Origin of the sequence: Paenibacillus gorillae (assembly GCF_000513275.1) — a bacterium.
In the GTDB taxonomy this organism is placed as follows: Bacteria; Bacillota; Bacilli; order Paenibacillales; family Paenibacillaceae; genus Pristimantibacillus; species Pristimantibacillus gorillae.
On sequence record NZ_CBVJ010000020.1, the window covers coordinates 81,458 to 93,734 of the forward strand.

Genomic DNA, 12,277 nt, shown 5'->3' on the forward strand with positions numbered 1-12,277 from the left:
GACTGGAATTTTGAAACAAAGAATCGTGACAGGCGTTCTCGCGGCCGCGGGTTTCATCGCCTTTGCGCTGGCCGGCGGATGGATTTTTTGCCGGCTTGCTCGTGCTCATGGCTATAATCGGCTTCTCCGAGTATGTACGTATGAATGGATTCGCTTGGCATCATCCTGCTTCTCTTATCGGTTTTGCGGGCATGCTTACGTTCGTGCTGCCTTGGTCCTTATGGGACATGGAAGCTCCTTCCGCTTTGATGGTGATGTGGATTGCAGCGTTTCTTTTGCTGACTGTAACGGTTATTAGCAAAAACAAAACAACGATTGACGGCGCCGCGCTTATGCTGCTTGGCGCTTTATACGTAGGCTACGGGTTTGGCGCGTTGGATACGGTAAGACAAATGGAAGAGCATGGCTTGTTCTGGACCTTCCTTGTTCTCGGTTGTATTATTGCGTCGGATGTCGGCGCTTATTTCGCGGGACGAGCTATAGGCAGACATAAGCTATGGCCTTCAATTAGTCCAAACAAGACGATTGAGGGAGCGGCAGGCGGCGTCATTTTGTCGCTCATTACAGCCGTTGCTTTTGCGCTGGCTATGCCTGATGTCGTAAGCTTGCCGAGAGCGCTCGGTATAGGCTTGATTGCCGCAGTTGCTGGACAGCTCGGGGATTTGATTCAATCCGCATATAAGCGCGTACGCGACATTAAGGATACCGGTGCGATCCTTCCGGGGCATGGCGGCATACTGGACCGCTGCGACAGCTGGATTATCGTATTCCCGCTCGTGCTTCTTTCCGGCTTGCTGCCTACATAAACGGTTCCAAAGAGGAAGCGGGCGGAGCGTCGTGGAGGCGCAGCGCCCGCTTTTTTGTTGTCTAGTATATTAATTGCTGTATGGCGAGAGAGGGTTAACGATGAAATTAACGATTCTTGGCTCGACTGGCTCAATCGGCACGCAAACACTCGATGTAGTCGCAAGCGATCCCGAACGCTATGAGATCATTGGCTTATCGGCCGGCAGCAACGTTTTGCTGCTGGTTGAGCAAGCTTTGCGCTTCCGGCCTGAAATCGTCTGCCTGGCGACCAAGGAATTGGCTGACGAAGCGAAGGCATTGCTTCCTGCCGCGATTCGGGTCGTTTATGGCGAAGAGGGGCTCATTGAAACCGCTGCAGACAACGATGCCGATTTCGTCGTTACGGCCATTGTAGGCAGCCGCGGGCTTCCGGCAACTCTGGCTGCAATTGAAGCGGGTAAAAACATCGGGCTTGCCAATAAGGAAACACTTGTAACGGCTGGACATATCGTCATGGAAAGGGCTAAGGCTAAGGGAGTTTCTATTATTCCCGTAGACAGCGAGCATTCGGCTATCTTCCAATGCCTGAACGGTGAGGACCGCAAGTCGCTAAGCCGTATTACCATTACGGCTTCCGGCGGATCATTCCGTGATCGCACACGAGAGCAGCTTGTTGGTGTAACCGTACAAGAGGCGCTAAATCATCCAAATTGGTCGATGGGTGCAAAAATTACGATTGATTCGGCAACAATGGTAAACAAAGGGCTTGAAGTGATTGAAGCCAAATGGCTGTTCGGTATCAACTACGATCAGATTGATGTGCTTATCCATCCGGAGAGCATTATCCACTCCTACGTCGAGTTTGCCGATAATAGCGTTATTGCACAGATGGGCTTGCCGGATATGCGCGTACCGATTCAATACGCGCTTACCTATCCGGAGCGTCAGCCTTCCCTTTGCGGAAGACTCGATCTGGCTGCGATCGGAAAGCTGCATTTTCGCGAAATGGATTTCGAACGCTACCCTTGCTTGCGGATGGCTTTTGAATGCGGTAGAGCAGGGCAATCGGCGCCTACGGTATTCAATGCTGCCAACGAAGTGGCGGTTGCAAGATTTCTGAATGGCGAGATTGATTTTCTGGCTATCGAACAAGTGCTAGAGCAAGTGCTGGAGAAGCATTCGGTAACCGATGTCAATGATGTAGAAACGATCGCGGCAATTGACGCCTGGGCGCGCCAAGCCGCTGCCGCAATCTAGCTTCTGCGGCAACCTGTGGTTCTCTTGTATCGAACGGGAGAATAATGATAATCTATGTACAGGCCGTTACGAACAGGAGGCTCGTTATGGAGATGATTCAGGTCGTTTTTTTGACCGTGCTCGTATTTTTTATGATTGTGACCATTCATGAATGGGGCCACTATTACTTTGCCAAGCGAGCCGGCATTTTGGTTAGAGAGTTTGCGATCGGCTTTGGGCCGAAGTTATTCTCGATCAAACGCGGGGAAACCCGCTTCACGTTGCGTCTCATTCCGGCCGGAGGCTTTGTCCGGATGGCCGGCGAAGATCCGGAAATCGTTGATGTTGGCGAGGGGCAGACGATCGCCGTCCGTGTGAAGGACGGGAAAGTGACAAGGCTGTATTTGGACCGTCTCGATGAGCGGAGCGGTGTCATTCGTGGTGAAGTTACCGCTATCGATTTGGAGCGGGCATTGTTCGTTTCTCTTGATATTGATGGAGAAACCGAGCGTTTTTCGGTACATCCGCAAGCGTTGATGATCGCCAAAGGCAAAGAAACGCAGATCGCTCCCATTGACCGCCAATTCGGCAGCAAGTCGGTTGGTGCGCGGGCGTTGTCGATTTTTGCCGGTCCTTTAATGAATTTTGTACTGGCATTTGTCTTGTTTGCCGCGTATATTCAAATGGCGGGTATTCCGCAAGAGAATCCCGACAGGCTGTTCGTCGGTACGATTCAGGACAACTCTCCGGCGGCAAATTCCGGCCTTCACAAAGGCGATACGATTGATGCTGTGAACGGAACGAAGATAGGCGGAGATTTCGATCTAATGATCGATATTATCGGTAAATCGGCTAACGTGCCTGTGAAGTTCGACATCATTCGCGATGGCGTGAAGCATACGATTGAAATTACGCCTAAGCCTAATCCTGAAGGAGTCGGCAAGGTGGGCATTTCCGCATCGCTTCCTACGCGATCGGCTACGTTCACAGAGACGATTACCGGCGCGGGCAAGCTGATGAAAGTGATGACCATCAGCATTTTTGAAGGCTTCAAGAAGCTCATTATGGGCGAATTTAAACTCGATGATCTGGGCGGACCGGTAAGAACAGCTGAATATACGAGTCAAATTGCGCAGCAGGGCATTACGCAGCTGACTTCATGGACAGCGCTGCTCAGTCTCTATTTAGGCATTTTCAACTTGCTGCCTGTACCGGCACTAGACGGAAGCCGGCTAATCTTCCTTGGCCTGGAAGCTTTGCGCGGGCGTCCTATTGATCCGAACCGGGAGAGCATGGTTCATTTTATCGGGTTCGCGATGATAATGCTGTTGATGGTAGTAGTAACCTATAACGATATTTTGCGATTGGTACGAGGGGAGCAGTAAACCGGTTATGTCGAAGGATAAACAGTTTGTAACCGAAATTACGCCGCAGGGCGAGGATTTCTCAAGATGGTATATCGATGTTATTAAAAAAGCGGAGCTCATGGACTATTCGCCTGTTCGCGGGTGCATCGTGTTCCGTCCCGAAGGCTACGAGCTTTGGGAGAACATCCAGCGCGATCTGGACCGCCGCTTCAAAGAAACCGGACACCGCAACGCCTACTTCCCATTGTTCATCCCGGAGAGATTTTTTCCAGAAGGAAAAGGACCATGTGGAAGGATTCAATCCAGAGCTGCCATGGGTAACTGAAGCGGCTGGTGAACAGCTGGAAGAACGGCTCGCGATCCGTCCGACATCAGAGACGATGATCGGACATATGTACTCGAAGTGGATTCAATCGTACCGCGACTTGCCAGTGCTCATTAACCAATGGGCGAACGTAGTCCGCTGGGAGAAACGGACGCTGCCTTTCCTCCGTACTAGCGAGTTCCTGTGGCAGGAAGGCCATACGGCTCACGAGAACGAAGAAGAAGCACGCGAAGAAACGATGAAAATGCTGGATGTTTACCGCCAGTTTGTCGAAGAGTTTCTTGCGATTCCGGTTATCGTAGGTGAGAAAACACCTTCGGAACGGTTTGCCGGCGCTATTAATACGTATTCCATCGAAGCGATGATGAAGGACGGCCGTGCTGTTCAAGCCGGCACCTCTCATTATCTCGGCACGAAATTTGCCGTTGCATTCGATATTAAATATTTGGATCGTGAAAACACGCTGCAGTTTGCACATACGACTTCGTGGGGCGTAAGTACAAGACTTATCGGCGCATTGATTATGGTTCACGGTGATGACCGTGGTCTGGCACTGCCTCCGAAGGTAGCACCGACGCAAGTTATCATGATTCCGATTGGCCCAGCCAAAACGCGTGAGCAAGTAGTCGGCCGAGTCGATGAACTGTTTGCCGAGCTGAAGCAGGCGGGTGTTCGCGTCCGCGTCGATGACCGCTCCGATGTAAGCCCGGGCTGGAAGTTTAACGAATACGAGATGCGCGGCGTGCCGCTTCGTCTTGAGCTTGGACCGCGTGACATGGAGAATGGACAAGTCGTACTCGTCTCCCGCGTAACCGGCGAGAAGAAGATCGTCCGTCAGGATAATCTGACCCAGGAAGTTCAGACGATGCTGGAAGAGATTCAGGCGGCGATGTTTGAGAAAGCGAAGCAATTCCGCGAGGACAACTTCTATGATGTCGAGACGCTGGATGAGATGAAAGCGTCGATGGAAGAGAAGCGCGGCTTCGTACTCGCAGGCTGGTGCGGTTCGGCGGCATGCGAGAAGCAAGTGAAGGAAGAGACAGGCGCAACGAGCCGGAATATTCCGTTTGAGCCTGAGAAGAAGAAAACCAATTGTCTCGTATGCGGTGAGCATGCTGAGCATACAGTCGTTTTTGCACGCGCCTACTAAATTCTGGCTCGGATCGGATCGATAGGAGTTTGTTGGGAGTGATGATTAACCATGAGTCAGACCGGAGATAAGAGGCAACGCTTCGAATTGCTGCTGCAGCAATCGGAGCTGCCTCAGGAACTTATCCATTCTTATTATAAAGACGGGTACATTGATCAGGTAATTGTCCGCAAAAGCAACCGCAAATGGACGTTTTGCATTCGCAAAGCGTCCTTAGTGCCTTCTAGGGCTTACAGCGGACTTTTGCAGGCGGTACATCTGAAATTCGCCCATATCGCAGAGACCGATTTTCAGTTCCACTATGAGGACAATGTTGCTTCTGCGGACATAGCAAGGGAATATTGGGGCCTGTTCATTGAATGGGCACAGCAGGAAATCGCGTCGGTTAACGGCTGGCTGGCGAAAGCCGGCATGGATGCAGAAGGCGATTTGATTACGATCTCGCTGCTGGACGGAATGGGCCTTGAGCTTGCCCGGAAAAAACGGATCGACGAGGAAATCGTGCGCTTCTACAGCCGCTGTTTTGCCCGCAACTATAGGGTAAAGCTGGAGGTTGGTACGGGCGGGGCGTCTAGACAAGAGGTATACGAAGAGTTTCAGCAGAAAATTGTACAGGAGGAACGGGAAGCCGTTCTTCAGATTATGGAAAGCGCCGCCGATTCCGATGCGAATGAAGATGATGAGCAGCCGTCTAAAATATCTGTAGGCTACGATATTCGGGACGAGCCGGTTCCGATTATGAACATTCGCGAAGAAGAGAAGAAGATTACGGTACAGGGCACCATATTTGGGCTTGATGTGAAAGAACTGCGGAATGGAATGACGCTGTACACGTTTAACGTTACCGACTTCTCCGACTCCATGGCGATGAAGATGTTCGCCAAAACGAAGGACGACTTGAAAATGTTCAGCCTGATTGCGAACGGCAAATGGGTAAAGGCGAGAGGCCGGGTCGATTACGACCGGTTTATGCAAGAGCCTGAGCTCGTTATGATGCCGAGCGATCTGAACGAAATCGGTTCTCCGCCGGACCGCAAGGACAAGGCAGAAGAGAAGCGGGTTGAATTCCATCTTCATACGACGATGAGTGCAATGGATGCGGTAACGCCAATCGATGCCTATGTGAAAACAGCGGCGAAGTGGGGGCATAAGGCGATTGCAGTGACTGATCACAGCAATATCCACTGCTATCCTGATGCCTTCAAGGCAGCGAAGAAGAATGGCATTCAAGTACTGTTCGGACTAGAAGCCAACGTCGTCAATGATGCGGTGCCGATGGTGCTGAATTCCCGTGAGGAACAGCTGGCAACAACCGAATATATCGTATTTGACATCGAGACGACGGGCCTTTCCGTTGTAAACAATAAAATTATCGAGCTTGCCGGCGTTCGTATGAAGGATGGCAAAGAGATCAATCGTTTCTCAACTTTCATTAATCCGCATGAAAAAATTCCTTATCACATTCAGCAGTTGACGAGCATTAACGACGATATGGTCAAGGATGCTCCTGAACTGGAACCTATGCTTCGTGAATTTATTGCTTTTATTGGCGATTCTGTTCTTGTGGCACATAACGCCAGATTCGATATCGGCTTTATCCAAGCGAATTGCAAGTCGCTGGGCATGCCAGAGGTAACGAATCCGGTACTCGATACGCTGGAGCTCGCACGGTTCATTCATCCGTCACTAAAGAATCACCGTCTGAATACTCTGGCGGCCAAGTATAAAGTCGGTCTGGAGAACCATCACCGGGCGGTCGATGACTCTCTGGCGCTTGGCGGCGTATTATATGGTCTAATCAGCGACGCAGCGGAACGCAACATTACCGGACTTCATCAATTAAATGATTATGTAGGACTGGACTTATCCAATTCCCGGCCTTTCCACTGCAATATTTATGCGTTGAATGCTGCCGGCAAGAAGAACCTGTTCAAGCTCATTTCTATTTCTCATACCGAACATTTCAAAAGGGTAGCGACGATTCCAAAAAGCAAGCTCGTTGAGCTTCGCGAAGGCATACTTGTTATATCCGGCTGCGAGAAAGGCGAGTTTTTCGAGACGGTGCTCAACAAATCCTATGAGGAAGCGCTGGAGGTTGCCCGCTTCTATGATGTGCTGGAAATTCAGCCAGTCGATTTCTACATGCATCTGGTCGAAAAGGGTCTCGTAGGCAGCCGCGCAGAAATTGAACAGGCTCACCGTTATATTTGCCAGATCGGCGACGAGCTGAACAAGCCTGTAATTGCTACGGGCAACGTGCACTACTTGAACCCGAGAGACAAGCTGTTCAGGGATATCGCGATTCATGGCATTACCGGCTTTAGTCCGCTGAAGGATATCCGCAAGCCGGAAGCTCATCTTCGCACTACGGACGAAATGCTCGCCGAGTTCGCTTTTCTGGGTGAGGCTCGTGCCTATGAAGTTGTTGTCACGAATACGATTCAGCTTGCGGAACGGTTTGAACCGTTCGAGATGTTCCCGGAACAATTGTTCACGCCGATCATTGAGGGCGCGGACGAGGAAATCCGTGAAACGTGTTATAACACGGCCAAATCATTTTACGGGGAAGAGCTTCCACAGGTTGTCATCGACCGTTTGGAGAAGGAACTCGTACCGATTATTAAATTTGGCTTCTCGGCCAACTATTTGATTTCGGAGCGACTCGTGAAGAAATCCAATAGGGATGGTTACCTTGTTGGTTCCCGGGGTTCCGTAGGCTCTTCTGTGGTCGCGACCTTCCTTGGTATTTCTGAGGTTAATCCGCTGCCGCCACACTATATGTGCTTGAATCCCGATTGCAGGCACAGCGAATGGTTCCTCGACGGCAGCATCATGAGCGGCTTTGACTTGCCGGTCAAAAGCTGTGCGAAATGCGGGCAAGTGACCAAGGGCGAAGGGCAGGACATACCATTTGAGACGTTCCTAGGTTTCAAAGGCGATAAAGTTCCCGATATCGACTTGAACTTCTCGGGTGAATACCAGCCGACAGCCCATAACTTCACCAAAGAAATGTTTGGTGAGAAAAACGTATTCCGGGCTGGCACGATTGGTACGGTTGCGGAGAAGACCGGCTTTGGCTTTGCCAAAAAATACGAGGAAGACCACGGGAAGAAGTGGCGGGGCGCGGAATTGTCGAGGCTCGCTGCCGGCGTTACCGGAGTAAAGCGCAGTACCGGGCAGCATCCCGGCGGTATCGTCGTTGTACCGGATTATATAGAGGTAGAGGATGTAACGCCTGTCCAATATCCCGCCGACGACGTCAACGCGGAATGGAAAACCACGCATTTCGATTATCATGCCTTTGAGATGAACTTGCTGAAGCTCGATATTCTGGGTCACGATGATCCGACCATGATGCGGATGCTGCAGGATTTGACGGGCGTCGATCCGACGTCAATTCCGATGAATGATCCGAAGGTGATGAGCATGTTCAACTCCACGAAGGCGCTTGGCGTTGCGCCGGAGAAGATTCGGACGCCGGTCGCGACGTTTGGCGTACCGGAGATGGGAACGAAATTCGTTCGTCAGATGCTTCAGGAGACGCAGCCTTCTTCCTTTGCCGATCTGCTGCAAATTTCGGGATTGTCCCACGGCACGGGCGTATGGCTCGGCAATGCCCAGGAATTAATTAAGAAGGGGACTTGTAACATCAAGACCGTGATCGGCTGTCGTGACGATATTATGTTATACTTGATCTATAAAGCAGGAATGGACGCCGGACTCGCTTTCAAAATTACGGAAAGCGTACGGAAAGGCCGGGGGCTGACGCCGGAATGGATCGATGAGATGAAAAACTGCAAAGTACCGCAGTGGTATATCGACTCCTGCCTGCGCATCGAGTATATGTTTCCGAAGGCGCATGCCGCGGCTTATGTTATCTCGGCTGTTCGAACCGCCTACTTTAAACTGTATTATCCGATTGAATATTACGCGACGTACTTCACGGTCCGCGCCGAGGATTTTGATCTGGAAATACTCTGTCAAGGTTATGACGCGATTCTTAAGAAATTGCTAGAGATTGAAGAAAAAGGCTTTAGCGCGACGACGAAGGAGAAGAACAGCATCTCCTTGCTGGAAATGGCGCTGGAAATGACGGCTAGAGGACTTTCCTTCAAGCCGATCGATCTCTATCGATCCCATGCTACGAAATTTATCGTAGACGGAGAATCGCTTATCCCGCCGTTTGCGGCTATCGCCGGTATCGGCGACAATGCGGCCCGGAACATTGCGGCTTCGCGTGAAGAAGGCGAGTACTTGTCTATCGAAGATTTCCAGCAGAAATCGAAGGCCAGCAAGACGATTGTCGAGGTTCTGAACGGCATGGGCTGCTTCCGCGGCTTGCCGGAATCGAATCAGCTATCCCTCTTCTAACTGTCAGCACATGAAAAGATTTCTTGTCACTCTTCATGCGGTTATGATATAATTTTTGTGGCAATGATGTGGATAGAGACTTTGAAGCAGAAGAGTGGGGAAACCCACTCTTTACGTTTTGTATTTGGGCTTTTTCCATGGATCAAGCCCATTTCGAACGTACAAACGGGAGGTTAAAGCAATTTGAGCACATCCAAAATCAAATCCGTCGTTGAAGAAATGGTAGCGCCGTTTCTCGACAGCAATGGCTTTGAGCTTGTTGATATTGAGTATGTGAAAGAAGGCAGCCATTACTTCCTGCGTGTATTCGTAGATAAGGAAGGCGGCATCGATATCGATGAATGCGGACGGATCAGCGAATATCTCAGCGAGCAGCTCGACAAGAATGATCCGGTCAGCGACAACTATTTTCTCGAAGTATCCTCACCGGGGGCCGAACGGCCGCTCAAAAAACCGGAAGATGTGCGCAAAGCGATTGGCAAGCATGTCTACATAACGACATATGAGCCGATCGACGGTTTGAAAGAGTTCGAGGGTCAGCTTCTCGCTTTTGACGGCGAACAGCTTCAAGTGAAAGCGGGCAAGAAGGAGCATACGCTTCCGTATGTGAAAGTAGCGAGTGCTAGACTGGCTATTGTATTCTAGAAACGCCAGGCAGAGGCTTTTATTTTTGAAAGGGGGAACTCCATTCCAATGAGCATGGATTTTATTGAAGCGTTATCGGAAATCGAGAGGGAAAAGGGAATTACCAAAGATGTGTTGCTTGAAGCGATAGAGGCAGCTTTAATCTCCAGCTACAAGCGCAATTTCAATACGGCGCAAAACGTGCGTGTCGATATTAACCGCCACACTGGCGTTATTAAAGTATATGCGCGCAAAACAGTCGTCGATGAAGTGCTCGATCCGCGTCTTGAGATTACTATAGATGCGTCGAGGGAGATCAACCCGCATTACCAGTTGGACGATATTGCTGACATCGAAGTAACGCCGCGCGATTTTGGACGGATTGCGGCACAAACGGCTAAGCAGGTCGTGACGCAACGAATTCGCGAAGCGGAACGCGGACTTATCTACAATGCTTTCATCGATAAAGAGGAAGATATCGTCAATGGCATCGTACAACGCCAGGACGTTCGCAATCTGTTTGTCGATCTTGGCAAGGTTGAGGCGGTACTGCCGCTGACTGAGCTGATGCCAACTGATAAATTCAAGCACGGCGATCGTGTTAAATCGTATATTACAAAAGTCGAGAATACTACGAAAGGTCCGCAGATCATTCTTTCCCGTACGCACCCCGGCTTGCTGAAACGTCTGTTCGAGCTGGAAGTTCCGGAAATTTACGATGGTGTCGTTGAAATTCGCTCCGTAGCGCGCGAAGCGGGCTTCCGTTCGAAAATTGCCGTTCATTCGCGCAATGAAGAGGTTGATCCGGTTGGCTCGTGCGTAGGTCCAAAAGGCTTGCGGGTACAGACGATTGTAACCGAATTGACAGGCGAGAAGATTGATATCGTCCGCTGGTCGGAGAGCGTCGAAGAATACGTGGCAAATGCGCTGAGCCCTTCCAAAGTGCTGGAAGTTATCGTATTCGAGCAGGAAAAGCTGGCACGCGTCATCGTTCCTGATTACCAGCTTTCACTTGCTATCGGCATTAAAGGACAAAACGCTCGCCTTGCAGCTAAGCTGACGGGCTGGAAAATCGATATTAAGAGTGAAACGCAAGCGGAGCAGGAATACGGCCGCCCGAGAACGTTGACAGGCACGATGCATCAGGATTCCGTCTCTATCGATTCCTAGCCGGCTTCAGCTGCTGCGTCCATAATCGGCAGAGGAGGGATGTACGGTGAGACCGAGAAAAGTGCCGCTGCGCAAATGCGTAGCTTGCCAAGAAATGAAACCGAAAAAAGAGTTAATCCGCGTTGTTCGGACACCAGAAGAAGAAGTGTTGATAGACCTTACAGGTAAAAAAGCCGGTCGAGGCGCCTATCTTTGCGGCGAAGTTAGCTGCTTTAAGCTGGCGAAAAAGTCGAAGGCGCTTGACCGGGCCTTGAAGCAAACGGTCGGCAATGAAATTTACGACCAGCTTGAACAGGATTTCATCTCGGTTGAGGAGCAGTTTCTCGCCAATAAGGAGCTGATAAGCGATGAAGACGAATAAAAGCTTATCCTCTCTGGGCATGGCCATGAGGGCCGGGAAACTGATTACTGGGGATGAAATCGTGCTCAAGGCGGTACGTAAAGGAGACGCGCATCTCGTTATTATTGCGGGAGACGCATCCCCGAATACGAAGAAGAAATTTCGCGACAAATGCAGCACCTACGGGATACAACTCGCCGAAGCATTTGACCGCGATCAGCTTGGAAAGGCCATAGGAAAGCCGGAACGAGTCGTACTGGCGGTAACTGACGCAAAGTTCGGAAAAATGATTGCAGGTCATCTGAGTCAAAATTCGGAGGTGGATCATATTGAGCAACCAACAGGACGGCAAGGACAATAAAGATAAAACACGCGTATACGAATACGCCAAATCGCTAAACATGAGCAGTAAAGAAATTATAACTATTCTTAAACGGCTGAATCTGCCCGTTAATAACCATATGAGTGTTATGGAAAACGCAATGGTGCAGAAAGTGGAAGGTTTTTTCCGCGATATTAAAGCCAATGCCGCAGCAAAACGCGCGCAGGAAAGTTCCGGCGCGACGGTATCGGCTGCTTCGCAGACAGCGGGCAAACCGCAGTCTCAGCCAGCCAACAAAAATATATCTCAGGACAGACAGGGGCCTATGAATTCTATTAAAACGAATACGCAACCAAACCAAACGCAAACAACTCCAACGCAACCAAGTCAATCACAACCTAGCCCGGCGCAGCAAGAACAACGCCCGGCAGCTCAATCTCAGCAAGGCAGCACGAATAACCGTCCAGCTCAAGGCGGCGGCAATCGTCCATCTGGCGGTTATCAAGGCAACCGTCCTAACGGTCAAGGCGGACAGGGCGGTAACCGTCCATCCGGCGGCTATCAAGGCAATCGTCCGGCAGGCAGC

General features: G+C 50.6%; 9 protein-coding genes and 1 pseudogene. All 10 read left to right on the forward strand.

Features of this window, described 5'->3' with window-relative positions; genetic code table 11:
* The first annotated feature begins 62 nt into the window (after nt 1-62).
* Nucleotides 63-806 carry a phosphatidate cytidylyltransferase gene (locus TY10_RS03230; RefSeq protein ID WP_337588322.1) on the forward strand — a complete coding sequence of 248 codons (744 nt, stop codon included), beginning with the start codon at nt 63-65 and terminating at the stop codon, nt 804-806.
* 100 nt (nt 807-906) lie between these two features.
* Complete coding sequence (locus tag TY10_RS03235; protein WP_042160529.1) at nt 907-2,043, forward strand: 1-deoxy-D-xylulose-5-phosphate reductoisomerase; 1,137 nt, start codon at nt 907-909, stop codon at nt 2,041-2,043.
* An 86-nt stretch (nt 2,044-2,129) separates the two neighbouring features.
* On the forward strand, nt 2,130-3,407 hold the full coding sequence (gene rseP / locus TY10_RS03240) for an RIP metalloprotease RseP (RefSeq protein WP_042160531.1): 1,278 nt from the start codon (nt 2,130-2,132) through the stop codon (nt 3,405-3,407).
* 7 nt (nt 3,408-3,414) lie between these two features.
* A pseudogene (gene proS, locus TY10_RS03245) lies at nt 3,415-4,864 on the forward strand (proline--tRNA ligase).
* A 51-nt stretch (nt 4,865-4,915) separates the two neighbouring features.
* Nucleotides 4,916-9,235, forward strand: coding sequence for a PolC-type DNA polymerase III (locus TY10_RS03250; RefSeq protein WP_042160532.1), 4,320 nt, complete (start codon nt 4,916-4,918; stop codon nt 9,233-9,235).
* Between the two features lie 183 nt (nt 9,236-9,418).
* Nucleotides 9,419-9,880: a ribosome maturation factor RimP gene (gene rimP, locus TY10_RS03255; RefSeq protein WP_042160535.1), complete on the forward strand. Its 462-nt coding sequence runs from the start codon at nt 9,419-9,421 to the stop codon at nt 9,878-9,880.
* Between the two features lie 48 nt (nt 9,881-9,928).
* Nucleotides 9,929-11,029, forward strand: a complete 1,101-nt coding sequence (gene nusA / locus TY10_RS03260; RefSeq protein WP_042160536.1) for a transcription termination factor NusA — start codon at nt 9,929-9,931, stop codon at nt 11,027-11,029.
* Between the two features lie 46 nt (nt 11,030-11,075).
* Entirely contained in the window at nt 11,076-11,390 is a 315-nt protein-coding gene (gene rnpM / locus TY10_RS03265; RefSeq protein WP_042160539.1) for an RNase P modulator RnpM, read from the forward strand.
* Nucleotides 11,377-11,730: a L7Ae/L30e/S12e/Gadd45 family ribosomal protein gene (locus TY10_RS03270; RefSeq protein WP_042160541.1), complete on the forward strand. Its 354-nt coding sequence runs from the start codon at nt 11,377-11,379 to the stop codon at nt 11,728-11,730. Before rnpM ends, TY10_RS03270 begins: the two co-directional genes overlap by 14 nt.
* A partial coding sequence (locus TY10_RS03275; protein WP_042160543.1) for a translation initiation factor IF-2 N-terminal domain-containing protein occupies nt 11,699-12,277 on the forward strand: 579 nt, incomplete at its 3' end. The genes TY10_RS03270 and TY10_RS03275, both read left to right, overlap by 32 nt.

Excerpts from the sequence above, each read along its gene's own strand:
- TY10_RS03235 (WP_042160529.1), top strand. The coding sequence starts at position 907 with ATGAAATTAACGATTCTTGGCTCGACTGGCTCAATCGGCACGCAAACA.
- rseP (WP_042160531.1), top strand. The coding sequence starts at position 2,130 with ATGGAGATGATTCAGGTCGTTTTTTTGACCGTGCTCGTATTTTTTATG.
- TY10_RS03250 (WP_042160532.1), top strand. The coding sequence starts at position 4,916 with ATGAGTCAGACCGGAGATAAGAGGCAACGCTTCGAATTGCTGCTGCAG.
- nusA (WP_042160536.1), top strand. The coding sequence starts at position 9,929 with ATGAGCATGGATTTTATTGAAGCGTTATCGGAAATCGAGAGGGAAAAG.
- TY10_RS03270 (WP_042160541.1), top strand. The coding sequence starts at position 11,377 with ATGAAGACGAATAAAAGCTTATCCTCTCTGGGCATGGCCATGAGGGCC.